This window comes from Streptomyces sp. NPDC025273 (assembly GCF_040638585.1).
Lineage (GTDB): Bacteria > Actinomycetota > Actinomycetes > Streptomycetales > Streptomycetaceae > Streptomyces > Streptomyces cinereorectus.
In genome coordinates, this window is the sequence record NZ_JBEZYP010000003.1 from 14,480 (window position 1) to 38,655 (window position 24,176).

General features: G+C 70.2%; 21 protein-coding genes and 1 pseudogene. 9 read left to right on the top strand and 13 right to left on the bottom strand.

Going from position 1 to position 24,176, the window contains the following annotated elements; genetic code table 11:
- Positions 1-706: 706 nt before the first annotated feature.
- A pseudogene (locus tag AB0F38_RS07225) lies at positions 707-978 on the top strand (cellulose-binding protein); the annotation flags it as partial.
- A 15-nt stretch (positions 979-993) separates the two neighbouring features.
- Positions 994-2,736: a glycoside hydrolase family 6 protein gene (locus AB0F38_RS07230; RefSeq protein ID WP_361888009.1), complete on the top strand. Its 1,743-nt coding sequence runs from the start codon at positions 994-996 to the stop codon at positions 2,734-2,736.
- Here AB0F38_RS07230 and AB0F38_RS07235 read toward each other — a convergent pair.
- Positions 2,733-3,509: a VanZ family protein gene (locus tag AB0F38_RS07235; protein WP_361888012.1), complete on the bottom strand. Its 777-nt coding sequence runs from the start codon at positions 3,507-3,509 to the stop codon at positions 2,733-2,735. The two genes, AB0F38_RS07230 and AB0F38_RS07235, sit on opposite strands and share 4 nt — an antisense overlap.
- 61 nt (positions 3,510-3,570) lie before the next feature.
- Here AB0F38_RS07235 and AB0F38_RS07240 point away from each other — a divergent pair, with 61 nt between their 5' ends.
- Positions 3,571-4,071, top strand: coding sequence for a tetratricopeptide repeat protein (locus tag AB0F38_RS07240; protein WP_361888015.1), 501 nt, complete (start codon positions 3,571-3,573; stop codon positions 4,069-4,071).
- A 309-nt stretch (positions 4,072-4,380) separates the two neighbouring features.
- Here the strand turns inward: AB0F38_RS07240 and rpmG are convergent, their stop codons facing one another.
- Positions 4,381-4,545 carry a 50S ribosomal protein L33 gene (gene rpmG / locus AB0F38_RS07245; protein WP_361888018.1) on the bottom strand — a complete coding sequence of 55 codons (165 nt, stop codon included), beginning with the start codon at positions 4,543-4,545 and terminating at the stop codon, positions 4,381-4,383.
- Between the two features lie 549 nt (positions 4,546-5,094).
- On the opposite strand from rpmG, the gene AB0F38_RS07250 reads away from it, so the two are divergent.
- Complete coding sequence (locus AB0F38_RS07250) at positions 5,095-6,537, top strand: SpoIIE family protein phosphatase (protein ID WP_361888021.1); 1,443 nt, start codon at positions 5,095-5,097, stop codon at positions 6,535-6,537.
- An 89-nt stretch (positions 6,538-6,626) separates the two neighbouring features.
- Here AB0F38_RS07250 and AB0F38_RS07255 read toward each other — a convergent pair whose 3' ends face one another.
- The gene (locus AB0F38_RS07255; protein WP_361888024.1) at positions 6,627-8,099 is read right to left on the bottom strand and encodes a hypothetical protein; all 1,473 of its coding nucleotides are present in this window, start codon (positions 8,097-8,099) and stop codon (positions 6,627-6,629) included.
- Between the two features lie 231 nt (positions 8,100-8,330).
- Between AB0F38_RS07255 and AB0F38_RS07260 the strand changes: the two genes are divergently transcribed.
- Positions 8,331-9,467: an aminoglycoside phosphotransferase family protein gene (locus tag AB0F38_RS07260; RefSeq protein ID WP_361888027.1), complete on the top strand. Its 1,137-nt coding sequence runs from the start codon at positions 8,331-8,333 to the stop codon at positions 9,465-9,467.
- Between the two features lie 106 nt (positions 9,468-9,573).
- Here the strand turns inward: AB0F38_RS07260 and AB0F38_RS07265 are convergent, their stop codons facing one another.
- The gene (locus tag AB0F38_RS07265; protein ID WP_361888030.1) at positions 9,574-10,908 is read right to left on the bottom strand and encodes a peptidoglycan recognition family protein; all 1,335 of its coding nucleotides are present in this window, start codon (positions 10,906-10,908) and stop codon (positions 9,574-9,576) included.
- Positions 10,909-11,140: 232 nt separating this feature from the next.
- Between AB0F38_RS07265 and AB0F38_RS07270 the strand changes: the two genes are divergently transcribed.
- Positions 11,141-13,405: a terpene synthase family protein gene (locus tag AB0F38_RS07270; protein ID WP_361888032.1), complete on the top strand. Its 2,265-nt coding sequence runs from the start codon at positions 11,141-11,143 to the stop codon at positions 13,403-13,405.
- Here the strand turns inward: AB0F38_RS07270 and AB0F38_RS07275 are convergent.
- Together AB0F38_RS07275 and AB0F38_RS07280 are read right to left on the bottom strand one after the other, a co-directional pair.
- Entirely contained in the window at positions 13,344-13,844 is a 501-nt protein-coding gene (locus AB0F38_RS07275) for a hypothetical protein (protein WP_358674686.1), read from the bottom strand. The two genes, AB0F38_RS07270 and AB0F38_RS07275, sit on opposite strands and share 62 nt — an antisense overlap.
- 90 nt (positions 13,845-13,934) lie before the next feature.
- Positions 13,935-14,336, bottom strand: a complete 402-nt coding sequence (locus AB0F38_RS07280; protein WP_361888036.1) for an ACT domain-containing protein — start codon at positions 14,334-14,336, stop codon at positions 13,935-13,937.
- A 187-nt stretch (positions 14,337-14,523) separates the two neighbouring features.
- On the opposite strand from AB0F38_RS07280, the gene AB0F38_RS07285 reads away from it, so the two are divergent.
- Together AB0F38_RS07285 and AB0F38_RS07290 are read left to right on the top strand one after the other, a co-directional pair.
- Positions 14,524-15,612, top strand: a complete 1,089-nt coding sequence (locus AB0F38_RS07285) for a right-handed parallel beta-helix repeat-containing protein (RefSeq protein ID WP_361888039.1) — start codon at positions 14,524-14,526, stop codon at positions 15,610-15,612.
- A gap of 35 nt (positions 15,613-15,647) precedes the next feature.
- Positions 15,648-16,751, top strand: coding sequence for a methyltransferase (locus AB0F38_RS07290; RefSeq protein ID WP_361888042.1), 1,104 nt, complete (start codon positions 15,648-15,650; stop codon positions 16,749-16,751).
- Between the two features lie 70 nt (positions 16,752-16,821).
- Here AB0F38_RS07290 and AB0F38_RS07295 read toward each other — a convergent pair whose 3' ends face one another.
- From AB0F38_RS07295 to AB0F38_RS07325, 7 genes are all read right to left on the bottom strand, one after another.
- On the bottom strand, positions 16,822-17,151 hold the full coding sequence (locus AB0F38_RS07295; protein ID WP_361888045.1) for a TcmI family type II polyketide cyclase: 330 nt from the start codon (positions 17,149-17,151) through the stop codon (positions 16,822-16,824).
- Between the two features lie 19 nt (positions 17,152-17,170).
- Positions 17,171-17,650 (bottom strand): SRPBCC family protein, encoded by a 480-nt coding sequence (locus AB0F38_RS07300; RefSeq protein WP_361888047.1) that lies wholly within the window; start codon positions 17,648-17,650, stop codon positions 17,171-17,173.
- 1 nt (position 17,651) lies between these two features.
- Positions 17,652-17,909 carry an acyl carrier protein gene (locus tag AB0F38_RS07305; protein ID WP_361888049.1) on the bottom strand — a complete coding sequence of 86 codons (258 nt, stop codon included), beginning with the start codon at positions 17,907-17,909 and terminating at the stop codon, positions 17,652-17,654.
- A gap of 16 nt (positions 17,910-17,925) precedes the next feature.
- Positions 17,926-19,176 carry a ketosynthase chain-length factor gene (locus tag AB0F38_RS07310; RefSeq protein WP_361888052.1) on the bottom strand — a complete coding sequence of 417 codons (1,251 nt, stop codon included), beginning with the start codon at positions 19,174-19,176 and terminating at the stop codon, positions 17,926-17,928.
- Positions 19,173-20,441: a beta-ketoacyl-[acyl-carrier-protein] synthase family protein gene (locus tag AB0F38_RS07315; RefSeq protein WP_361888055.1), complete on the bottom strand. Its 1,269-nt coding sequence runs from the start codon at positions 20,439-20,441 to the stop codon at positions 19,173-19,175. Before AB0F38_RS07315 ends, AB0F38_RS07310 begins: the two co-directional genes overlap by 4 nt.
- On the bottom strand, positions 20,438-20,881 hold the full coding sequence (locus AB0F38_RS07320) for a cupin domain-containing protein (RefSeq protein WP_361888057.1): 444 nt from the start codon (positions 20,879-20,881) through the stop codon (positions 20,438-20,440). Before AB0F38_RS07320 ends, AB0F38_RS07315 begins: the two co-directional genes overlap by 4 nt.
- 73 nt (positions 20,882-20,954) lie before the next feature.
- Positions 20,955-22,073 carry a SchA/CurD-like domain-containing protein gene (locus tag AB0F38_RS07325; RefSeq protein ID WP_361888059.1) on the bottom strand — a complete coding sequence of 373 codons (1,119 nt, stop codon included), beginning with the start codon at positions 22,071-22,073 and terminating at the stop codon, positions 20,955-20,957.
- Positions 22,074-22,333: 260 nt separating this feature from the next.
- On the opposite strand from AB0F38_RS07325, the gene AB0F38_RS07330 reads away from it, so the two are divergent.
- Entirely contained in the window at positions 22,334-23,968 is a 1,635-nt protein-coding gene (locus AB0F38_RS07330) for an FAD-dependent monooxygenase (protein ID WP_361888062.1), read from the top strand.
- The last annotated feature ends 208 nt before the right edge of the window (positions 23,969-24,176 follow it).

The window sequence follows — 24,176 nt, forward strand, 5'->3', positions numbered from 1 at the left end:
CGGAAGGGCGAACGCGGCCACGAATGCTGTCCACAACCGTCTGGATCCGGCTCCGGTTCGGCCGGGTCCTTTCGGTAACCAAGTTCTTCGTGCGGTTCCCGTCGGCATGCGCGGGTACCTCCTCGCGGCTCGGCATACATGGGGGTGTGCGGGGCTGAGCACAAGCCTTGAACCAGTGGGAGCGCTCCCAGCATGGGGACGAGGAAAAACGGAGTCAAGAGACGTGAAGAGTCGAATTATTTCGATAGCAAGAGATGGGAACGGGTGTGTTGACCGACACCACTTGACGCTCTAACGTCAAGCCTCACCAGTGGGAGCGGTTCCATCAGCCGACGTGCCGTAGGGGGCACGCCCGGTCTGTCAGGAGTCGCTCATGCGACACCGTCGCACCTGCTCGGACTGCTCCTCGGAGCAGTGCTCGCCACGGCCGGCCTCGCTGCCGTACCCGTGGCGACAGCCTCCGGATCCGCCCCCGTGCGCATGGCGGGGGCTGGAACGGGACGTCCGCGAACGGCGCGGGCATCACCGCCGGCCCCTGACGTCCGGAGCGGGTGCGGGCGCCCGTAGGGGCCGATCACCCGGTGCGTTCATGCTCAACGGCACGCCCTGCAAGGCGGATCCGGACCCGGATCCGACCGGCACCACCCATCACGAGCCGTACGACCCGGCGGACCGTCCCGCCGGCGCACGACACTCCACCACTCCCGATGTCTGCGCGAACGAGGACTGCTGGACCTCCACGTTCGCGCCGGTCGTCACCGAAGTCCCCCTCGCCACCGGCGAGATCGGCGAGAACACCTGCCCCCACGGCTTCGCCGACCGGGTCAAGCAGAGGTTCGACGACCGCGGACCTCCTACCGCGGACGGGCCTGGAACACCTGGGACTGCTCCACAGGCCCGCCCTTGACCAGCGACCACGACGGTACCCCCACCCCGTACGGAATCGGGCTGCGTGATCTGCGCGCCCTCGACAGCTGAGGAAACGGAATTCGTATGAGCCGCACGAGCCGCACCACCCTGCGCCGATCCCGAACGGCACTCATCGCGGCGGGCGCACTCGTCGCCGCAGCCGCGGGCTCCGCCGCCGCGGCGGCCCCGTTCGGAGCCTCCGCCGCCGCCGCGGCAGGATGCACCGTCGATTACAAGATCCAGAACCAGTGGAACGGCGGCCTCACGGCCGCGGTGAGCGTCACCAACACGGGTGACGCGATATCTGGCTGGCAGCTGGAGTGGTCCTTCGGCGGCACCGAGCAGGTCGGCCAGGGCTGGAACGCCACCGTTACCCAGAGCGGCAAGGCCGTCACCGCGAAGAACCTCTCCTACAACGGCTCTCTCGCCTCGGGAGCCTCCGCCTCCTTCGGCTTCAATGCCACGGGTAACGGCAACAGCGCCGTTCCCGCGACCTTCAAGCTGAACGGTGTCACCTGCAACGGGGACTCGACGGGACCGACCGACCCGCCGGACCCGACGGACCCGCCTGCCGGCAGCCGTGTCAACAACCCGTACGAGGGCGCAGAGGTCTATGTGAACCCGGAGTGGTCGGCGAAGGCGGCCGCGGAGCCGGGCGGCAGCCGTATCGCCCAACAGCCGACGGGTGTCTGGCTGGACCGGATCGCGGCCATCGAGGGCGCCAACGGCGGCATGGGCCTGCGCGACCACCTGGACGAGGCCCTGACCCAGAAGGGCACCGGCGAACTCGTCGTCCAGCTCGTCATCTACAACCTGCCGGGACGTGACTGTTCGGCTCTCGCCTCCAACGGCGAGCTCGGCCCCACGGAGATCGGCCGCTACAAGACGGAGTACATCGACCCGATCGCAGCGATCCTCGGCGACTCCAAGTACGCGGGGCTGCGCATCGTCACCACGGTCGAGATCGACTCGCTGCCGAACCTGGTCACCAACACCGGCAGCCGTCCCACCGCCACCCCGGCCTGTGACGTGATGAAGGCCAACGGCAACTACGTCAAGGGCGTCGGCTACGCGCTCAGCAAGCTCGGCGACGCGCCCAACGTCTACAACTACATCGACGCGGGGCACCACGGCTGGATCGGCTGGGACGACAACTTCGGCCCCTCGGCCGACACCTTCCACGCGGCCGCGACCGCCGAGGGCGCGACCGTCAACGACGTGCACGGCTTCATCACCAACACCGCAAACTACGGTGCGCTGACGGAGGACCACTTCTCCATCGACGACTCCGTCAACGGGACGTCCGTCCGCCAGTCCAAGTGGGTCGACTGGAACCGCTACACGGACGAGCAGTCGTTCGCCCAGGCGTTCCGCAACAAGCTCGTCTCGGTCGGCTTCAACTCCGACATCGGCATGCTGATCGACACCTCGCGCAACGGCTGGGGCGGAACCCAGCGGCCTGCCGGACCGGGTGCGACGACCAGCGTCGACACCTACGTGGACGGGGGCCGCTACGACCGCCGCATCCACCTGGGCAACTGGTGCAACCAGTCCGGAGCCGGTCTGGGCGAACGGCCGCAGGCCGCCCCCGCCGCCGGGATCGACGCCTACGTCTGGATGAAGCCGCCGGGGGAGTCCGACGGTTCCAGCAAGGCGATCCCGAACGACGAGGGCAAGGGATTCGACCGGATGTGCGACCCCACGTACACCGGTAACGCGCGGAACGGCAACAACCTGTCCGGAGCGCTGCCCGACGCTCCGGTCTCCGGCCACTGGTTCTCCGCTCAGTTCCAGGAGCTCATGAAGAACGCCCACCCGGCACTCTAGGTTCCAGGCCGGCCGGCTCCGGACGCTCCCTCGTCCGGGCCCGGCCGGCGACTGCGCCACCGGTCGATCAGGGCGCGTCCGCGAGCAACCGGCGCGGACGCGCTCCCGCGCGCGGCGGCCCCCGCGCCGGGCTTGCCCCCCGGCGTCGCCCTGCTTCCCCGTACGGGCCGCGTGCCGGCCTGGGCCTTTCCTGCGCCCTTGGTTTGGGATGTGGTCCGCGTGGTCCCCGTCTTCGTCCCCGTCTTCGTCGCGGGTGCAGCCTTCGCCGGATCCGCCGCGGGCGGCTCGTCCGACAGGGTGTGGTAGCGGTGGCTGATCCGCCGCCCGAGCAGCATGTAGCCCAGCAGTGCACCGCTCGTATTGAGGATCACGTCGTCGATGTCGAAGGCCCGGCCGGCGACGAGCGCCCCCTGCGTGAGCTCGACGACGACCATCACCAGCACGGTCAGGAGCACCATGCGGATCATCCGCAGCCTGCGCGGCACCATGATCGGCAGCAGTACGCCGAACGGCGCGCCTAGCAGCAGGTTCCCTCCTGCCTGCTTACAGGCTGCCAGGAACGTGTAGTCCTGCGCGTACTGTCGCAGGGACCGTCCCGGCTGCAGATTGGAGGTCACGAGGTCCTCCGATGCCGGCGACGGTGTCAGCGTGATCTTGGCCAGGACGACCGAAAACGCCACAAGCCCCAGGAACGCGACGGCCAATGCCACCGCGCGGAGCAGAAGACGGCCCAGTCTTCTGCGTCGTGCACTACGGTCCGCCTCTGCAGTCATGGCGGAACGGATGCCCCCAACCACGGCGGACACACCCCGAGTCGGATGCAACGATGTGCGCATGAGCGTACAGAGCAAGGACGAACTGCTGGCCGAGGCCGTGCGGCTGCGCGAAGAGGGCCATCCGGAACAGGCCCGGGAACGCCTGCTGGCCCTCACCGCCACGTTCCCCGACGCGGTGGACGTGGCCTATCACACCGCTTGGGTCCACGATGTGCTCGGCCTGGAAGCCGAAGCGGTCCCGTACTACGAACGCTGTCTGCAGGGGGACGGTCTCCGAGAGGAGGACCGCAGGGGAGCCCTGCTCGGTCTCGGCAGCACCTACAGGGTGCTGGGCAGGTTCGGGCAGGCGGTCGAGACGCTGCGCCGCGGGGTGTCGGAATATCCCGACGACGGCGCGTTGCGGACCTTCCTCTCCATGGCCCTGTTCAACACCGGTGAGCACCACGAGGCCATGGAGATCCTGCTGCGCCTGGTCGCGGCGAGCAGCGACAGCCCGGACGTACAGCGGTACCGGCCCGCGATCGAGCACTACGCGGCGGATCTCACCCGGACCATGTGACCCGGGCCCCGGCGAACAGAGCGTGTGGTCCGGCGGAAGGTTCAGGCCACCCCGGTGGCAGGGGGAAGCCCCGGCCGGATCGGGGGAATCCAGCCGGGGCGGCTCGGGTGCGGGGTGAAGGGCGGTCACCGCCCTGCGGGCTCTGCCCGCTCGGCCCCTCGCATAGATGAACGATAAACCACCCCTCGCCATTCCCGGAATCGGCCCCCCGGTGTGTGAGCCACGCCATGACCACCAGGGGCGAAGCGACCTCGCACCGCTCAGGCCGTGACGGAGACGGCGGGCTCGGCCGACCGGATCCGGTACCGGTCAGCGGGTCTCACGGAACAGGGCGTACCCACCCGCCACCGGGTCGTACTTCCGCAGTTCCAGTCGGTCGGGGCCGTTGCGGCGGTTCTTGCGCGTGACGTACGCGTGGCCGGTTCCAGCCGTCGACCGGAGCAGGACGACAGGCCTGGTCTCGCTGTGTGCCACGGGACCTCCCCACAGGTTTCCGACCCCGTCGACCATAGTGGCAACGGGTGTCATTTTCATTCTGCCGCAACAACACGGGCAGGTGCGCCACCATTCCCCGAGGCGCACCCAAAGGCCTCACCGCCCCCGCCGGCCCGCACCGCGCGTCGGTCCCACCCCCCTCACACCCGAGACGCGGATCCCACCCTTCGAACGCGCGACCCCCTGCATCGAACGCAGAATCGATCAAGCATTCCGACGTCCGGGCGTGACCGGTGATCCGCAGGACCGGCGCTCTGCGCATACGCTCTGACTCCAGCCGGGTGCGCCGCTCAGGAGCCGCACGCGCGGGCGTACATCAAAGCCCTCACGCCGGGTGACTTGCGTCAACTCCCCCGCAGGCGCGAGGGTGTCAGGCGGACCTCGGACCCACACAGCCGACGGCATATGCCAGAAGCAACAACGTATCGAGTGTTGCCGAATCCCTTACGGGCTCCGGCAGCCTGTGCAACAGTCGTGCTCGGTCCACCCCCACGAACCGACCGTGCCGCGCCCGTATCGGAGTACGAGATGCCGTCCCATCAGTTTGCGGACCGCCCCGCCCCACAGCCACCCGAGCGAGATGCCGTCGACGCGTTGATCAACCGGGCACGGCGGCTGCGCGGAGATGTGGACGCCGTGCGGCGGGACACGTCAGTGATCGACGAGGACGACCCCCGGACGCGATGGCAGCGCGCGCTCTGCGAGCTGGCGGTCCATCAGCTCGACGACCTCGGCGAGCATCTGGGGCAGCTGCGGGACGGCATCCCGGCCCAGCCGGCCTCCGAGGAGGCGCCGGAGGCCGCCCGGAAGGCGCCGGCCGGTCCGCCGGCTGCGGGATCCCTCTCCCTCCTCAGCAGGGTCGGCACGGCCGAGTGGAACCTTCTCACCGACGAGGTCACCTGGTCCGACGAGCTGTACCCGATCTTCGGCCGGTCACAGGAAGCGGGTGCGCTGTCCCTGGACGAGCTGCCGTCCGTACTCCTCGCCGAGGACCAGCCCCAGCTGACGTCCATGGTGACGGACTGTCTGGTGGACGGCCGACCGATAGACGGGGAGTTCCGCATCCTGCTTCCCGACGGCGCCATGCGGACGCTGCACATGACGGGCGAGCCCGTCCTCGACGCGGACGGCTGCACCGCTTCCATGTGGGCGGTCCTGCGCGACGTCAGCAGACTCCGGCGGAGCCAGCACATCGTGGGCAGGACCCGTGACGCGCTGCGGAACCACGAGCACATGGCGCAGGCCGAGCACCGGGTGGCGGTGGAGCTGCAGGAGGCCGTTCTGCCGCCGTGGCACGGCTCGCTGCCCTTACCCGGTCAGGGGAGCGGCGGACTGGATGTCGCCGCCCACTACCTGCCGTCCGGGTCCAGCGACCTGATCGGCGGCGACTGGTACGACGCGTTACGGCTGCCGGACGGCAGGACGATGCTCACCGTCGGGGACCTGACCGGCCACGGGATCCCGGCCACCTCGGCCATGGCGATGCTGCTCGGGGCATTGCGCGGCATGGCAGTGGCCGGCATCGAGCCGGGTGCCGTGATGGGTCACCTGAACCAGCTGATCGAATGCTCGGCTCAACCCGCTCTGGGCAGTGCCGTGTGCTGCCGCTTCGATCCGGCGACCGGGACGCTCGCCTGGGCACAGGCGGGGCACCCCGCACCGCTGCTGTTCCGCGACGGGGTGGGGCACCCTCTTCCCGCGCCGGACGGGGTGCTGCTGGGTGCGGCGTCCGGAGTCATCTACGAGCAGGACCAGGTGACACTGCTGCCCGGCGATGTGCTGATGCTGCACACGGACGGGCTCACGCTGCGGAGCGACCGGAGCGCCGGCGCGGAAGCGCTCCTGGAGCTCGCACCGCGGTTCGCACGGGCCCGCACGGCGCAGGACTGTGTCCGCACGGTCGTCGAGGAGTTCGGTGCGAACGAGCGGCTGGACGACGCATGCGTGCTGGTGGCTCGGATCGGGGCGTGAGGGATCGCCGGACCTCGTTGTCCGGGGTCCCGATGGGCGGACGACATGGAATGCGCCCCGTGACAGGGCTCAGGGTCAGGTCGGGACCCTCAGATCTTCTTGACGGACGTCCCCTGGGGCAGGGCGAGTTCGATCTCCTCGCGCAGGTCTTTGATCCTGGCGTATTGCGCGAACTGGCCCGTGAGCCGGTACATTTCGCGCAGCCGGTCCCACGTACGGTGCGACGAGGTCTCCCCCATCGATACCAGGGCGAGCCGTGCGTAGCGGTCCGCCTGCTCGGGGTCGTCGGCGATGAAGCACGCCGAGGCGAGCGAGATGTAGTCGAAGATCTTGGACCGCTGGCGGCCGTTCACCCGCAGATCGAGGGCCTGCTTGGCATGGCGCTGGGCCGTGGTCGCGGCTGACGGATCATGCTCGGCCAGCGTGCGGAAGGCCAGGGCCTGCATGCCGTGCATGTCCGCCTCGTCGAACATCTGCATCCAGCTCGGCGGCGGCACATCGCCCTTGTCCGAGACGAACAGGTCCTCGGCCTCGCCGAGCGTGCGTCGCATCGCCTGCCCGCGGCCCATCGACGCCTGTGCCCAGGCCTCGATGGTGTGCAGCATCGCCCGCGTACGCGGCAGGGTCTCCTCGCCGGACCCGGACTTGGCGAGCTTCATCAGGTCCAGCGCGTCGTCCGGCCGGCCCAGGTGGACCATCTGGCGTGCCGCGCGGGAGAGTGCCTCACCGGCGCGCGGCCGGTCCCCGCCCTCGCGCGCCGCGTGCGCGGCGATGACGAAGTACTTCTGGGCGGTGGGTTCGAGGCCGACATCGTGGGACATCCAGCCGGCGAGGACCGCGAGATTGGCCGCGACGCCCCAGAGGCGGCGCTGCAGATGGTCGGGGTGCCGGTAGGCGAGCATGCCGCCCACCTCGTTGAGCTGGCCCACTACGGCCTTGCGCTGGAGTCCGCCGCCCCGGGAGGCGTCCCAGGCCCGGAACACCTCGACCGAGCGCTCCAGCGCCTCGATCTCCTCGGATCCGATGGGCGCGGCCTCGTACCGGTCGAAGCCGGCGTACATGGAGTCGTGGAGGGGTGCGGTCCTGGCCGCCGGAGCGGGTTCGGAGTGCAGCCAGTCGTGCATGGCGCCGGTGAGTGCTGAGCCAGCGGCGAGCGCGGCGCCCGCGCCCACCAAACCGCGTCGGTTGAGCATGAGGTCCATTCCCGTGAATTCGGTGAGGACCGCTGCCGTCCGTTCGGGCGCCCACGGCAATCCGTCGGGATTCTTCTCCGTCCCGGTGTCTCGCCGCTTCCCCACACGCCCGCGCCGGCCGAACCCGAGGTCCTCGATGGTCACGACACGGCCGAGTCGCTCGGTGAACAGAGCTGCCAGCACTTCGGGCACGGGATCGCGGGGGGATTCCCCCATGTCGATCCAGCGCCGGACCCGCGAGGTGTCGGTGGCGAGTTGGAGGTGGCCCATGGCCGCCGCCTGCCTGTTCACCATTCTCGCGAGTTCGCCCTTGGACCAGCCGGCCAGGCCGAACAGGTCGGAAAGACGGGTGTTGGGTACTCCGGTCACTACAAGCCCCCAGGTTCTCGGCTGACTTGACACTAACCCCCTGTCAGATGCCGAGCGACTATTCGCCAGGGTTCGCCAGGGTCCGCCAGATGGTCTGCCACCCGCGGACCGGTGTCAGGTAGGAACGCGCCACCCCGCCCGGCAGCCCTCGGTACTCCCCAGGGTGCCGGACGGCCGCCGGCCGGGGCGGCGCACGCAACTTGTCGGCGCACGAAGGGATCTGTACCGCCCATGTACACAGCATCGTCCTCCGTGTCCGCCCCGCCCCGGCCGCTTCGTCCCGTGGGGGCGGGCGGCGCGCCGTATCTCGACCCGCGCGCCGCTTCACCGGCGTCCGGTACGGGTCGGACCCGGCGGGCGGCGGGGCCGGGCACCCAACCGCTCAGCGGAAGAATCGACCTGTCCGGCCCCCAGGGCGCGCAGCTCAGGATGGCCATCGCCTCGGTGCACCGCATCTGCCCCGAGTTCAACGCGGTCCAGGTGCTGCGCCGAAGCGGGCGTTCCGTGCTCATCGTCGGCACGACCGGCCGCGCCACCGCGGTGGCCAAGTGCTTACTCGACCACTCCCCCGCGTGGACGGAGCGGTTCAGGCACGAAATAGCGGCATACCGCGCCTTCGTCAGGCACCGCCCGCCGGCTCGGGTCCCCCGGCTCATCGCCGCGGACCCGGAGAACTGCACACTGGTGATCGAGCGGATGCCCGGCCGGGTCGCGGCACTGACGAGGCATCCGGCCGAGGCGCCGCCGCGTGCGGATGTCCGAGCCGTCCTCGGCGCGGTCAGCCGGATCAACACCTGGCGGCCCCCGGCAGGTCTGTTCGAGGCGCCACTGGACTACGCCTCGCGCATCGCCCGCTATCACGAGCTGGGGCTGTTCACCGATCGCGACCTGGGCGACCTGCAGAAGCTGCTGCACGGTCTGGCCCATGCGGGCGGTCGGCACGGCATGGGCCAGTTCTGTCACGGCGACGCCCTGCTCTCCAACATCCTGCTGCCCCCGACCGGCCCCGTGCTGGTCGACTGGGAGCACGCGGGCTGGTATCTCCCGGGCTACGACCTGGCGACGCTGTGGGCGGTGCTCGGTGACGCGCCGACGGCGCGGCGCCAGATCAGCCAACTGGCACAGTCCAAGGGAGCGGCCTCGCGCGACGCGTTCCTGGTCAACCTGATGCTCGTACTGACACGGGAGATCCGTACGTACGAGACGGCCGTGCAGCGGGCGATGCGGGAGGGTGCGCCCGCCGGGGTCGGCCAGGCCCGGCAGGGCGTGCTCTTCTCCGGCGAGGAGCAGCGGCTGTTGCTGCGCAGGCTGCACGACGACTGCGCGATGGCCCGGCGGGCCGTGCGCGCTGCCGTGGGCACGCGCTGACCACGGCGGGCCGATGACCTGACCGACGGGGGATGCGTGCTGCGGGACCGGTGCCGACACACAGGTCCCGCAGCGCGCCGTAAGCGGTCCCGGCGGACCGCCCGGTTCAGGAGCCCGCGCGCACCACGTCCACGTCGGACGTCTTCACGAACGCGATCCGGTGTCCGATCTGGACCGTCACGTATTTCTCGGTCCCCCGGAAATACGTGTGGTCGTACGGCTTGGACGCGTCGATCGTCGGTGCGTAGTAGTACCCGGTGGGCGCCTCACCACCACCGGGGAAGGCCTGCCCTGCCTTGATGGTGTACAGCAGCGGGCTGCCCACGGTCGGCTTCACGAAGTCCGTGGGGTACTCCTCCTTCCCCGGGTACGCCACCCCGTACACCGGCACCTCGTCCCTGCCCGGCTTCGGCCGCACCACGAAGCCGGACGTCGGAATGGTGACGTGGGTCCTGGGCGGGGTGCGGAGCCATGCCTGCTGCCCGTACCACCAGATCGCCGTCCAGCCCGGCACCCGGTCCGCGACGACGGCCTGCTGGGTCGCACTGATCTTGCTGCCCCAGTCGGCGGCGCAGTTGGTGCCGGGCGAACCGTCAGGGTGGAGTCCCGGGTCGGAGAAGAGGGGCGCGTCAGCGGACGGCCCGGTGTGCAGCGGGACCGCACTGCTTCCCTGGAGCGGCAGGTCGACGCCCTTCTCGCAGTCGCGGAAGGCCTGTTCGTTCTTCGTGAAGTCAGGGCTGACCGTGACGAGTTCGCTGCTCCGGGGGGCGCTGGGCACGGTGGGCCTGCCGAGCAGGGCCATGAAGCGGTTCCAGTCCCAGTAGGGCCCCGGGTCCCAGTGCATGTTCTTCGTTCCGGTGGCGCTGGTCGGCGGGACTCCGTCGTGCCCGAGGATGTGCTGCCGGTCGAGCGGGATGTCGTACTTCGCCGCCAGGTGCCGTACGAGTCTCGCCGTGGAGCGGTACATCTCGGGGGTGTACCACGTGGCGCCCTCGGCGGCGACGCCCTCCTGTTCGATGCCGATGGAGTGGGTGTTGAGGTACCAGTTGCCCGCCTGCCAGGCGACGTCCTTGTTCTTCACCATCTGCGTGACGTGGCCGTCGGACGAACGCACCACGTAGTGGGCGGAGCTCTGGTTGAGCGGGTTCTGGAAGATCTTCAGGGTGGTGTCGTAGTCGACCTCGGTGTCGTGCAGGACGATGAATCTGATCGCGTTGCTGTCCGGCCGGTCCGCTGTGTCGTAGTTGCCGTACGTCTCCTTGTCGGCCGGGTCCCCGGTCTGCCGGTAGGCCGCGGGGACCCAGTCGCAGGCCAGGTTGCGGGGGCATTCCGGGCGTACCGTGTCGGCTCCGGCGTGCGCGGCAGGCGTGAGCAGCGCGACGCTGAGCGCTCCTGCGGTGGTCAGTGCGAGCGCGATCCTGCTCCTGTGCTTGGACGTCATGACAACCCTTCTTGGGCCGGGCGTACCGGAGCCGTTCCTGGGGTGATCTCAGCGTTCCGTCGTCGGCCGACACTCTGTGACGCGCGTTGATGGTGAGTCAAGAGTGCGGCGTTTTCCCGCACCCAAGCTCATATGACTATTTCGAGCGGTGCGTGCCCCGGATGGCCGAAGGGTAGTGCTGGCGCTGACAGGACAGGTTCACGCGGAGTTCCTGGAAAGGCCGGACGTACTCATGGCACAGCCCTTCTCGCTGCCGGACTTCTATGTGCCGTATCCGGCACGCCTGAACCCTCATCTGGAGGCGGCCCGAAGCCATACCCGGGAGTGGGCCCGCGGGATGGGGATGCTGGACGGATCCGGTATCTGGGAGGAGAAGGACCTCGAGGCCCACGACTACGCGCTGCTGTGCGCGTACACCCACCCGGACTGCCCGGCCGAGGCCCTCTCCTTGGTGACCGACTGGTATGTGTGGGTCTTCTTCTTCGACGACCACTTCCTGGAGCTGTTCAAGCGCACCCCGGACCGCGAGGGAGGGAAGAGGTATCTGGACCGGCTGCCCGCTTTCATGCCGATGGAGCGGGGTGCGGCGACACCGGAACCCACGAATCCTGTGGAGGCCGGTCTGGCCGACCTCTGGGCGAGGACCGTGCCGTGCATGTCGGACGCCTGGCGGGCCCGGTTCGCGGAGTCCACTGAGAATCTGCTCAACGAGTCCTTGTGGGAGCTCTCCAACATCAACGAGGGGCGGATCGCGAACCCGGTCGAGTACATCGAGATGCGTCGCAAGGTGGGCGGTGCGCCGTGGTCGGCGGGGCTGGTGGAGTTCGCGGCGGACGCGGAGGTGCCGGCCTCGCTGGCCGACGCGCGTGCCCTGCGTGTGCTGAGGGACGCGTTCTCCGACGGAGTGCATCTGCGCAACGACCTGTTCTCGTACCAGAGGGAGGTCGAGGAGGAGGGCGAGAACAGCAACGGTGTGCTCGTCCTGGAGACGTTCCTGGGCTGCTCCACCCAGGAGGCGGCCGAGGCGGTCAACGATCTGCTGACCTCGCGCCTCCAGCAGTTCGAGAACACCGCCCTGACGGAGCTCGGGCCGCTCTGCGCCGAGAAGGGGCTCAGCCCCGAAGGGACGCGGTCCGTCCTCGCGTACGTCAAGGGGCTCCAGGACTGGCAGTCGGGCGGTCACGAGTGGCACATGCGCTCCAGCCGCTACATGAACGGCGGCGGCGCGGGCGAGAGCGTGCCCGGCTTCGGAATGGCCGCCGCCTCGCTGCGCCTCACACCGCGTGCGGAGTCGGCCCGGCTGCGCGGCCACACGCATGTGCCCTACCAGCGCGTCGGCCCGTCCCTGCTGCCCGACTTCGACATGCCGTTCACCACGACGCCGAGCCCGCATCTGGCCGGGGCACGGGTGCGGATCGTGGAGTGGTCGCGCCGGATGGGGCTGCTGGAGGCGCAGCCGGGTGTGCCGGGTTCGCACATCTGGGACGAGGAGCGGCTCGTCGCGACCGATCTGCCGCTCTGTGCGGCGGGGTTGCATCCCGATGCGACTCCGGAGGAGCTCGACCTGTCCTCGGCATGGCTGACCTGGGGGACGTACGGCGACGACTGGTTCCCGGTGGTGCACGGCAGGACGCGAGACCTGGCCGGGGCGCGGCTGGCGAACGAGCGGCTGTCGCTCTTCATGCCGCTGGACGGTGCGTCCGTGCCGGAGCCGGTCAACGCGCTGGAGCGAGGTCTGGCCGACCTCTGGGCGCGGACCGCGGCCCCGATGGACGAGGGTGCGCGCCGCGCCTTCCGCGAGGCGGTCGAGTCGATGACCGCGAGCTGGCTGTGGGAGCTCGCGAACCAGGCGCAGAACCGGATCCCCGATCCGGTGGACTACATGGAGATGCGCCGGGCGACCTTCGGTTCGGACCTGACGATGAGCCTGTGCCGGCTGGGGCACGGCAGGAAGGTGCCCGACGCGGTCTACCGCAGCGGTCCGCTGCGGTCCCTGGAGAACGCGGCGGCGGACTACGCCTGTCTGCTCAACGACCTGTTCTCGTACCAGAAGGAGATCGAGTACGAGGGCGAGGTGCACAACGGCGTCCTGGTCGTGCAGAACTTCTTCGGGGTGGATTATCCGACGGGAGTGGCGATCGTGGACGATTTGATGAACTCACGGATGCGCCAGTTCCAGCACGTCGCCGAGCGGGAACTGCCGGTGCTGTACGACGATTTCGGCCTGGACGCGGAGGCCCGGGAGATCCTGGCGGGCTATGTCGTGGAGCTCCAGCACTGGATGGCGGGGATCCTGATCTGGCACCGGGACTGCCGGCGCTACCGCGAGGAGGATCTGCGGCGGGGCACCGGCACCCCGTGGCACCTCAGCGGTCCGACGGGGTTCGGGACGTCGGCGGCGAAGGTGACGCAGCTGCTGACGGCGCAGGGACGTTTCAGCCCTGCTGGAACAGCTCCGCGGGCAGTGGCTTCAGCAGTGCGTACAGATCGTCGGTGATCGGCCGGTCCCAGCTGGCGATGGTGACGAGCACGCCGTCGCTCCGGTCGAACTGGACGCAGGAGACACGGCTCTCGGAGAGCTTGACACGGCGCACGATCAGCAGGCTGTCGCCCTGCATGACGGGCACGTCCTCGGTGCCGGTCACCTCGACGGGTTCGTCGTTCTCGAGCGCGAGGAGGAGCTGGGCGACCTCGAAGGGAACCTGGCCCTCCTCGGTCTCGCGGGCCGGTGAACCCTCCGGCAGATTGCCGATGATCATTGCGGGGCCGCGGCCGCCGAACAGGTCGTACCGCAGGAAGACGCCCTGACAGCTTCCGTCGGGGGCGGGCAGGAGGCCGGCGCCGAGGTTGCCGGGCCAGTCCCCCGGATCCATGGCCAGGACGTCGAAGTCCGGGCCCGCGGGTGTGGCGGCGCTACGGCGGCGGAGGAAGGACATGGGGCCATGTTACGTGTCCCGGCTCACGTTGCGGAGCCGGGCGCCCCTGAGGCCGCCCGTCCCGATCGCACCGGTGCGCGGGTGGAGCCCCTAGCCCGACTCCGCGGCCAGCGCTTCCAGCACCCCGACGGCCTCGGCCGTACGTGCGTAAGGAACGAAGAGGTGGTCGTGGTGGTATCCGGCGACCACGTTGCAGCTCACCCCGGCGTCGGTGAGCGCCAGGGACACCGCGGCCGTCAGCCCTACGGCATCCAGGACGCAGTGCACATGCAGCGTGATCCAGCCGGCCACGAAGTCGTACGCCAGACCGGCTGCCACGGCGTCCGCCTCGGGGAGTACGAGTGTCAGCCCCTCGCGCTCGGCGACGGTGGCCACGGGGGTGGCTCCGGCGGGCACCTCACCGCCCGGCGCGGTCGTGAAGACGTAGCGGCCGGGGTTCAGCTCCGGCCGCATGCTCTGCAGCAGTGTTCGAAGATCGCGCTCGCCCGTCATGAACGCCACGCTACGGCCGCCGCGCCCTGGACGCCGGGTGGGGCCGCCCGCGCCGGGCGGCACCGGCGCCTCGCGCCGGGCCCCGTGATCCAGGGGTCTGCGGGGCGAATGAGCCATTCAGGCACGCCATGTATCCATACGCTCACCTTGCGTGGCAGCCGGGGTTGATCGCCCATAGCTTCGACCCATGAGAAGAACACACATGAAATGCCTGGTGGCTGTCACCGTCACCGCGGCCACTGCGCTGGGTTCGGCCGCCGTTCCCACCGCCGCCGCCGCCGCCGGACACGGTGACCACGTGGTGCGTCCGGGCGCTTCCATCCAGAGCGCGGTGGATGCCGCAAGCCCCGGCGACACGGTCATCATCCTGCCCGGTACCTACCGCGAGAGTGTCCTGATCACGAAACCGGGCCTGACCCTGCGCGGTATCGGAAACCGGACCGTGATCACGCCGGCGGCCACCGGCACCAGGGCCGCCGACGCCTGCGCCACGGAGGGCAACGGCATCTGTGTCGTCGGCACCAAGGGCCGCCCCGTCGACGACGTCAGCATCCACTCGCTGACCGTCTCCGGATTCAAGAAGAGCGGCATCTGGGCCTCCTGGACCGACGGGCTCACGGTCCGCCGGGTGACCGCCACGAAGAACGGCACCTGGGGCATCGCCCAGGAGCGGTCGACCCGTGCCGCATTCCTGCGCAACACCGCCACCGGCAACGGCGACGCGGGCATCTTCGTCGCGAACACGGTCAGCGAGGAAGGCGGGGCTGTCGACACCCGGGGGACGGAGATCCGGGAGAACGCCCTGAGCGGGAACCGCATCGGCGTCACCGCCCGGCGGGTCAGGAACCTCGTGATCGACAGCAACTGGATGACCGGCAACTGCAGCGGTGTCTTCGTCGTGGGCGACGAGTCCAAGCCGGCTGCCGGGGCCATGACGATCAGCGGCAACCGGATCCTGAAGAACAACAAGTTCTGCGCGGCGACCCCACGGCTGTCGGCCATCCAGGGCTCCGGCATCGTCCTGACCGGCAGCGAGGGGACGGTCGTACGTTCCAACGTCATCCGGGACAACGTGGGCGCGACCCCGCTGTCCGGCGGAATCCTGCTGTTCAAGAGCTTCGTGGGTGCCCTCAACAGCGACAACACCATCACGCGGAACCTCGTGCAGGGCAACAAGCCGGCCGACCTGGCCGACCGTGACACCACCGGAACGGGCAACACCTTCGACAGCAACACGTGCGGGACCTCCGTACCCGCCGGGATGTGTGCCGGGTAACGGCGGCACCGCCGCACAAGGAGAAACGAGACGGTATGACCACTGTGAGTCCCACCCCCGAAACCACCCCCGTCGGCTCCCCCGTCACCGCGTCCTCGAAGCCCGCCGCCTCCGCCCCCGCGGCCCAGGCCCCGCCGCCGGCCATGCGACTGCGGGAGCTCGCGTTCGGGGCGGCCTGCGCCGCGGCCGTCCGCGCGGCGGCCAGGCTGGGCGTCGCCGACGCGCTCGGCACGACACCCGCCTCGGCCGCCGAGCTCGCCCGGGTCGTGAACACCGAGCCCGTACCGCTGCAACGGCTGCTGCGGGCACTGTGCTGCTACGGGATCTTCAGCGAGACCGAGGACGGGAAGTTCGTCCATACGGAGATGTCCCGGCTGCTGCGCGAGGACGACCCGAACAGCCTTCGGTACATCTCCCTGTGGTGCACGGAGCCCTGGACCTGGGAGGTCTGGCCGCGGCTCGACGACGCGGTGCGCTCCGGTACGAGCGTCTTCCCGGAGGCCTTCGGCAAGGGCTTCTTCGACTACCTCCACCAGGACGCGGGCGAGTCCGCCCAGATCTTCAACCGCGCGATGACCACGTCCAGCGTGCAGTCCGCGCGGGACGTGGCCGAACTCCTCGACCTCACCGGGGTCTCCTCGGTCGCCGACATCGGCGGCGGCCAGGGCCATGTGCTCGCGAGCCTGCTGGAGAAACACCCCTCGCTCCACGGCACGCTCATGGACCTGCCGGGTGTCGTGGCGCGCGCGGACAGCAGGCTGCGGGACGGCGGTGCACTGGCGGACCGCGTACGGATCGTGCCGGGGGACTGCCGTGAGGAGATCCCGGTCGACGCCGATCTCTACATCATCAAGAACATCCTCGAGTGGGACGACGACAGTACCCGCAGGACCCTGCGCAACGTGATCGCCGCGGCCCGCCCGGGCGCCCGCGTCGTGATCATCGAGAACCTGGTGGACGACACCCCGTCCATGCGGTTCACCACCGCCATGGACCTGCTGCTCCTGCTCAACGTGGGCGGTGCCAAGCACACCAGGGAGAGCCTGGTCGGCCGGATGTCCGAGGCCGGTCTGCGGATCGGCGAGGTCCGCCCGGTCAACGCGTATCTGCACGCGTTCGAGTGCGTCGTACCGGACTGAAGCCCCCGGTCAGCGGGATCGCCCCGGGTCCGGCACTCAAGGTGCCGGACCCGGGGCGATCGTCCGTGTATCAGGCGCCGTCGCGCTGCCAGCGGTAGAACTGCCGGGCCATCGCGTCCTTCGGACCGCGCCAGGTCTGCGGGTCGTAGGGGCTCACGAACGCGGTGAGCCGCTCACTGACGGCCTTGAACTCCGGGTGCTCCGTCACCTTGGCGATCTCCGGGCCCGGAGGCCGCTCCGATTCGATCAGGTGCAGGTACACGTCGCCGAACTGGAACAGGGTGCGCCTGTTGACCCCCACGAGGTGGGGAAGTTCGGTGCTGTCGGAGGCCGCGAAGAGCTCGGCGATGTCCGGGGCGGATTCGGGGGCCATCCGGGCAACGATCAGTGCGTGGTGCATCTGGCCGCCTTTCGGGGCATCAGTTGGCGGGGACCGAGGCGGACCGGCGCTCCCGGTCGCGCTGCTCGATCTTGTCGCGGATGAGTTCCAGCTGCACACGGGAGTTCCGGTTGATGTTTTCGGTCATCCACGCGTCGTCGACGGGCGCGTCGGGCCGCATCGCGAAGTCCTGGCGCCAGTGCATCCTGGTACCGCCCGGGACCTCCGTGTACTCCCACCGGATGTCCATGTGCTGGAACGGTCCGGGCTCGACGCGACGGGCGCGTACGGTGCGTGCCGGGCGGTCGGTCGTGCGCTCCGACACCCAGCTCCAGACCTTGCCGTTGTCGTCCGGGTGCATGGTGAGGCGGAAGGTCGTCTTCTGGCCCTCCCGCTTGATCACCTCGACGGCGGCGTACTCGCTGAACAGCTGCGGCCAGCGCTCCAGGTCGTTCGTCATGTCCCAGACGAGGTCGAGCGGGGCGGCGATGGTGATCTCGTTCTCCGTGTGTCCGGACACGTCAGGCTCCTGTCACGAGGGTGTTGTTGACGAGGTCGAGGAACTCGCCGGGGGTCTTGCACCGGTCGGCGTCGGCCGGCAGCGGGCGGCCGAACCGGTTCTCGAGCACGGCCACGATGCCGAGCAGGCCGAGCGAGTCGAGGCCGTACTCGTCGAAGGCCGAGCCGGGACGGCTCTCCATCGCCTTCGCGTCGACCGTGAGGCCCGCGCCGTTCTTCATGAGCGCGGCCAGTTCTTCGTAGGTCAGTTGAGCGGTCATGAGGGACTACTCCTTCTCACTGAGGGGTGTCGGTGGGGCGTCGCAGCACCAGGGCCGCGTTCGAACCCATGAGGCCCCGGCTCAGCACCAGTGCCGTCCGCAGTTCCGCGGGGCGTGCGCGGCCGGTGACGACGTCGAGGTCGTGGCACACCTCGAAGACGTTGGGCGTGGGCGGGATCAGACCGTGTTCCATCGCGAGTACCGCGGCGGAGGTGTCCAGCACGGGGGCCCCGCAGTAGGCGCGGCCGATGCCGGTCTTGGGCGCCGTCACCGGCACGCGCCGCCCGTGCGCGCCCAGGGCATCGGCGATGGCCAGCGCCTCGGCGCGGTCGGCCGAGGGCACGCCGAGCGCGTCCGCGAAGACGACGTCGATCTCCTCCGGCGCGCACCCGGCCTCCTCCAGCGCTCCCTCGATGGCGTGCGCCAGTCCTTCGCGGGACTGCTCCCAGCGGGACGCGCCGGTGAAGGTGGCGGCGTGACCGGCCAGTTCGGCACGGATCCGGGCTCCGCGGCCGCGGGCTTCCGTCTCCTCCTCGACCACGAGCATCGCGCCGCCCTCGGCGGGCACGAATCCGCAGGCGTCGGAGGTGAACGGACGGTAGGCACGGGTGGGTTCGTCGCAGACGCTGAGGTCCTCGTAGCCGAGCTGGCAGACGACCGAGTACGGCGCCAGGGGCGCCTCCGCCGCACCGACGACGACGGCGTTCGTGCCGCGCCGGATGGAGCGTGCGGCATGCATGAGGGCGTCCAGGCCGCCGGCCTCGTCGCTGGCCACGACGGCGCACGGTCCCTTGAAGCCGCCGCGGATCGAGATCTGTCCGGTGCTGGCCGCGTAGAACCAGGCGATGGACTGGTAGGGGCCGACGTAGCGGGAGCCCTGTCCCCACAGCCGCTGCAGTTCGCGCTGGCCGAATTCGCCGCCGCCCGAACCCGCCGCGGTGACCACTCCGACGCTGAACGGGGCGTCCTCGTAGTCGGCGCGGCCGAGCCGCGCGTCGTCCAGGGCGAGGTCGGCGGCGGCCATCGCGTAGTGCGTGAAGCGGTCGGTCTGGACGAGGTAGCGCTCCTCGATGAACGCGACCGGGTCGAAGTCCCTGACCTCGCCCGCGACACGCAGCGGAAGGTTCTCGCAGCCTTCGCGGGAGACCAGGTCGAGGACGCTGACGCCTTCCTGCGTCTGCTTCCAGAAGGCGCCGACGCCGGTCCCGTTCGGGGCGACGACACCGATCCCCGTAATGACGGATCGCCGGTGTGTCCGGGTACTCATGGGGTCCTCCCGCCTGATCGGGTCAGGGCGACGGCCGACTGGAATCCACCGAACCCGCTGCCGACCGAAAGCACGCTGCGCAGCTTCAGGGGCCGTGCGGTGCGCGGCACGTAGTCGAGGTCGCACTCGGGGTCGGCCGTCTCGTAGTTGGCCGTCGGCGGCACCGTCTGGTGCCGGAGGGCCAGGACGCACGCGGCGATCTCGATCGCTCCGATGGCTCCGAGCGAGTGGCCGACCATGGACTTGATGGAGCTCATCGGCACCTTGTACGCGTGTGCGCCCAGGGCCCGTTTCACCGCCGCCGTCTCGTGCCGGTCGTTCTGCTTGGTGCCGGAGCCGTGCGCGTTGACGTAGTCGACCTGCGAGCCGTCGATCCGTGCGTGCGCGAGCGCCGCGTTGATGGCCTCGGCCATCTCCAGTCCTTCGCAGGTCAGACCGGTCATGTGGTAGGCGTTGCCGAAGGTGGCGTAGCCGGATATCTCGCAGTGGACGGTGGCACCGCGGGCGCGGGCGTGTTCGAGTTCCTCGAGTACGAGAACGGCGCCGCCCTCGCCCATGACGAACCCGTCCCGGCGTGCGTCGAACGGCCGGGAGGCGTGCTCCGGGTCGTCGTTGTTCGCCGAGGTCGCCTTGATCGCGTCGAAGCACGCCACCGTGATGGGGGTGATCGGCGTGTCGGACGCACCGGCGACGCAGACGTCGACCCTGCCCTCCTCGATGGAGTGGAAGGCGTACCCGATAGCGTCGAGGCCGGAGGTGCAGCCGGTGGACACGGTCTGGACGGGCCCGTGGGCGCCGACCTCCTCGGCCACGGCCGAGGCCAGGGTGCTGGGCGAGAAGGCCCGCTCCAGATGGGCGCCCGCAGGCCGGTGGTCGACGTCCCAGCGCGCACCGCTGCCGCTGACGGCGACGTAGTCCTTCTCCAGCCGGGTGGTGCCTCCGACCGCGGTACCGAGGGACACCCCGATGCGCCAGGGGTCCTCCTTCCCGGGGTCGAGCCCGGCGTCGCCGAGCGCCTCCCTGGCAGCCACCAGGGCGAACTGGACGTACCGGTCCGAGCGTGCGATCAGGTCGTCGTCGAGGCCGTGGGCCACGGGGTCGAAGTCGCACTCGGCGGCGATGCGCGAGCGGAACGCCGCCGGGTCGAACAGGGTGATGCCGCGTGTCGCGGTGCGGCCGTTGGAGAGCAGGTCCCAGAAGGCCGGGGCCCCGATCCCGCCCGGTGCGACCACACCGACTCCGGTGACCGCCACACGTCGGGTCATGACGCGGCCCCCGTTCGTTCTGGCGGCGCGTAGCCGTCACCGGGGTCCGCGGTGTCCGTGACCTCGGTGTCGACGTGACCGAGTTCGGGGCGCGGGGCGAGCGGGCCGAGGTGGAAGACCATGCGCGCCTCCACGTCGCCCACGTTGCGGAAGCGGTGACGGACGTGCGGAGGGATCAGCAGACCCTGGTCGGGCCGCATCGGGTGCGGTTCACCGTCGAGGTCCACTTCGAGGAGACCGTCCACGACGTACACGAACTCCTCCGAGTACGGGTGGTAGTGCTCGCCGATGCGCTCTCCGGGACGGACGATGGCCAGCCCCATGAAACCGCTGGTGGCCCCCACCGCCGTCGGTGTGAGCATGGCGCGCAGGTCCCCTCCGCGCCTGCGGTTGGGCTGTGTTTCGCTGAGGTCCACGATGCGGGGCCGGTGCGTGGTCATGACTGCTCTCCTCCAGGCGCGTTGTGCGGTGTGACGGCACCGGGGCGGTTGCCGCCGGTGCCGTCGACTCGGTTCAGGACTCGGTGGCCCGACGGTCGGTGATGAGGCTCATCTCGGCCTGCGCGAGGAAGCGCGCGGCCTCCGTGTCCGTGGTGGGCAGGCCGTTCGCGCCGCCGTCGAGGAGCCGACCGAGCATGGCCGCCTTGCGGTGGCCACCGATGCCGAGCGCCTGGGTGGGCTGGGCGTCGAACGGGCCGCTCACTTCGAGGAGCCGCACCACGATGTCGTCGCGCTGGAAGATGGTGCTGCTCTCGATGGGGCTCGCGACGTCGTCCGCGGCTTCCTCGTCCTGGCCGGCGAGCAGCCGGGCCAGGGCCATGCCGCAGCCTTCCTTGGCCTGGTAGAACAACGCGTGCCGCTGGACGTCCGCGGGAGCGTGACGGCCGGCCTTCACGTGGTGGACGGTAGGGAGTGCGGCCCGGGTGAAGAACATCCGGGCGGAGTCGGGGTCGCTGAGGTCCCGGTCCTGCTCCAGGTAAGGGTTGATGGCCTCCTCGACGGCCCTGACCTCGGGCTGACGGGACACATGGCGCAGTGCCGCCATCAGGTCGCCCTCGACCTCCACCGCTCGCACGACACGGTTCCCGTGCATGAAGAGCGAGGTACGGCACAGTCGGGTGTTCTCGTCGACGCGCGCCTGCGGGGAGTCGTAGTCGGCGAGGATCTTCGCGACCATCTCCTCCGTGCCCGGCTTCACCGTGAAGGTGAGCGCGTGTCGCACCACGCCGTCGCCGAGGCGCGGGGCGGCCTGGAGGCGGCCCTTGGCGGGCTCGGGGGTCTGCTCGAACGCGACGCCGGTCTCGCGCAGCACGCTGAAACGCAGGGAGCGGGTGTCACGTACGCAGCTGTGCAGCGGCTGCACCGTGGCGACGTGCTCCTCGCTGTTCACCCAGGCGAGGAACGGCGGCGCGCTCTCCCACTCGCTGGTGATGAGCCACTGCGAGGGGTTCTCGATGGACTGGCACAGCTGGTCGCTGATGTGTCCGGGGATCGACGCCACCTGGTTGCGCATGTGCTCGTACGCCTCGAGGAACTGGTTCTGGGCGCCGTCGTGCAGGTCCAGCAGCAGTATGACCCGGAGCCTCGAACCGTCGAAGGCGGACTGAGATATCCGTTCCGAGAGGGTTGTCATCTTTCGCTCTCCTTCGAGACGGTGCGGCGGCCACGTCCGTGGCCCGTCCTCTTCCGTCGGTTTCGGTGGAAGCGGAGCAGGTCCCTGCTCGCTGATGCGTGATGTCGGCCCCCGCATCGCGAGTTCGCTCCCGGGACTGATCGTGGAACGCTGGTACGGGCGGCGCGAGATTTATGAACCGTTCAGGTGAGGCGGTGACCGAAGCCCCCGCGCGAGGGCATGGACACTCCATCCGTCGTGCGTCCGAGCTGGAGCAACTGATGAACGAGAATGTCGAGCACCGCGCACCCGTCCTCATCGTGGGCGGCTCCCTGGTGGGCCTGTCCGCCTCCCTCTTCCTGAGCCGGCTCGGTGTCCGCCACCTGTTGGTCGAGAAGCACGCGAACACCTCGACCCACCCGCGCGGGCGCGGCAACAACGTCCGCACCATGGAGCTGTTCCGCACCGCGGGCGCGGAGCAGTCGATCCGGGACGCCGCTTCGGTGCTGGCGGACAACCACGGCATCCTCCAGGCGGGGTCGCTCACGGGTGACGACCAGGAGTGGCTGTTCAAGGAGATCGACCCGGGCGGCGGGCTCGCCCGGTTCAGCCCGAGCGGCTGGTGCCTGTGCAGCCAGAACGACCTGGAACCCGTACTGGTCGACCGTGCCCGCGCCGAGGGCGGCGAGCTGCGGTTCTCCACCGAGCTGCTCAGCTTCGAGCAGGACGCGGACGGGGTCACCGCCGTGGTGAAGGACCGGGAGAGCGGGGAGCACACCACGGTACGCGCGGACTACATGGTGGCGGCCGACGGCCCGCGCAGTCCGGTCCGGGAACAACTGCGGATCGGCCGGTCGGGGCCCGGTGACCTGTTCCACAACGTGAGCATCACCTTCCGGTCCCGGCAGCTCGCCTCGGTGGTGGGTGACCGGCGCTTCATCGTCTGCTACCTGACGAACCCGGAGGCGGACGGGGCGCTGCTGCCGGTGGACAACGAGGAGCAGTGGGTGTTCCACGCGCCGTGGCAGCCCGACCGGGGCGAGACGCTGGAGGACTTCAGCGACGAGCGGTGCGCCGAGCACATCCGCAGGGCGGTCGGGGACCCCGGTCTCGACGTCGAGATCACGGGCAAGGCCCCGTGGCACGCCGCGGAGCGGGTCGCCGAACGGTACGGGGCGGGCCGGGTGTTCCTGGCCGGTGACTCGGCCCACGAGATGTCCCCCACCGGGGCGTTCGGGTCCAACACCGGCATTCAGGACGCCCACAACCTGGCGTGGAAACTCGCCGCGGTGCTCGACGGCGCGGCGGGACCCGCGCTCCTGGGGACGTACGAGGCGGAGCGGCTGCCGGTGGCCAGGGCCACGAGCGCGCGTGCGTCGGCCCGCTCGGCGGAGCACAGCCACCCGGGCTACGCCGGTTCCCCGGGGCCGAGCGGCGGACGCAAGGGCGGCATGCTCACCGTCGCGCTCGGTTACCGCTATCTGCGGGGCGCGGTGCTCGGTACGGATCCCGGACTGCCGGTGGTGCCCGAGGGCATGGGGCTGTCGGGTGAACCCGGCACCCGCGCACCGCACATGTGGGTCGGCCGGGGCGGGCAGCGGGTGTCGACCCTGGATCTGTACGAGCAGTCGTTCGTGCTGCTGTGCGACGCCGGGCACCCGGAGTGGCGGGCGGCCGCGGGCCGGGTGGCGGAGCGCCTGGCGATCCGCCTGGACGCCTTCGCGATCGGTTCGGGGCCGGGTGCCGATCTGGAGCCCATGGAGGGGGCGGACTGGGCGGCGGTCCACGGCACGAGCCCCGAGGGTGCGGTGCTGGTGCGCCCCGACGGCTTCGTGGCCTGGCGGTCCGAGGCCGCGGTGGCCGACGCCGAGGCGACTCTGCGCGACGTGCTGACGGTGCTGCTCCACCGCACCTGAGAGCGGAGTCGGCCGGTGCGGCGGCCTCGGCTGCCCGGGCTCGTGGCCGAGCGGTCCGCAGGCCTGGCGCCAGTGCCGGTAGGTGACGGGGAGGCCGGTCGCAGCGGTACGTCGACGGATCGTCCGGGCAGCGGAGTCCCCGGTGCCGCGCGGATCGGGGAGAACCGGCCCGGCGCGTGAAACAGGGCGGGCCGCTGCGGGGCGCGTG

Coding starts and splice junctions, on each gene's coding strand:
- AB0F38_RS07230 (WP_361888009.1), top strand. CDS start 994: ATGAGCCGCACGAGCCGCACCACCCTGCGCCGATCCCGAACGGCACTC.
- AB0F38_RS07235 (WP_361888012.1), bottom strand. CDS start 3,509: ATGACTGCAGAGGCGGACCGTAGTGCACGACGCAGAAGACTGGGCCGT.
- AB0F38_RS07240 (WP_361888015.1), top strand. CDS start 3,571: ATGAGCGTACAGAGCAAGGACGAACTGCTGGCCGAGGCCGTGCGGCTG.
- AB0F38_RS07250 (WP_361888021.1), top strand. CDS start 5,095: ATGCCGTCCCATCAGTTTGCGGACCGCCCCGCCCCACAGCCACCCGAG.
- AB0F38_RS07260 (WP_361888027.1), top strand. CDS start 8,331: ATGTACACAGCATCGTCCTCCGTGTCCGCCCCGCCCCGGCCGCTTCGT.
- AB0F38_RS07265 (WP_361888030.1), bottom strand. CDS start 10,908: ATGACGTCCAAGCACAGGAGCAGGATCGCGCTCGCACTGACCACCGCA.
- AB0F38_RS07270 (WP_361888032.1), top strand. CDS start 11,141: ATGGCACAGCCCTTCTCGCTGCCGGACTTCTATGTGCCGTATCCGGCA.
- AB0F38_RS07275 (WP_358674686.1), bottom strand. CDS start 13,844: ATGTCCTTCCTCCGCCGCCGTAGCGCCGCCACACCCGCGGGCCCGGAC.
- AB0F38_RS07280 (WP_361888036.1), bottom strand. CDS start 14,336: ATGACGGGCGAGCGCGATCTTCGAACACTGCTGCAGAGCATGCGGCCG.
- AB0F38_RS07285 (WP_361888039.1), top strand. CDS start 14,524: ATGAGAAGAACACACATGAAATGCCTGGTGGCTGTCACCGTCACCGCG.
- AB0F38_RS07290 (WP_361888042.1), top strand. CDS start 15,648: ATGACCACTGTGAGTCCCACCCCCGAAACCACCCCCGTCGGCTCCCCC.
- AB0F38_RS07295 (WP_361888045.1), bottom strand. CDS start 17,151: ATGCACCACGCACTGATCGTTGCCCGGATGGCCCCCGAATCCGCCCCG.
- AB0F38_RS07305 (WP_361888049.1), bottom strand. CDS start 17,909: ATGACCGCTCAACTGACCTACGAAGAACTGGCCGCGCTCATGAAGAAC.
- AB0F38_RS07310 (WP_361888052.1), bottom strand. CDS start 19,176: ATGAGTACCCGGACACACCGGCGATCCGTCATTACGGGGATCGGTGTC.
- AB0F38_RS07315 (WP_361888055.1), bottom strand. CDS start 20,441: ATGACCCGACGTGTGGCGGTCACCGGAGTCGGTGTGGTCGCACCGGGC.
- AB0F38_RS07320 (WP_361888057.1), bottom strand. CDS start 20,881: ATGACCACGCACCGGCCCCGCATCGTGGACCTCAGCGAAACACAGCCC.
- AB0F38_RS07325 (WP_361888059.1), bottom strand. CDS start 22,073: ATGACAACCCTCTCGGAACGGATATCTCAGTCCGCCTTCGACGGTTCG.
- AB0F38_RS07330 (WP_361888062.1), top strand. CDS start 22,334: ATGAACGAGAATGTCGAGCACCGCGCACCCGTCCTCATCGTGGGCGGC.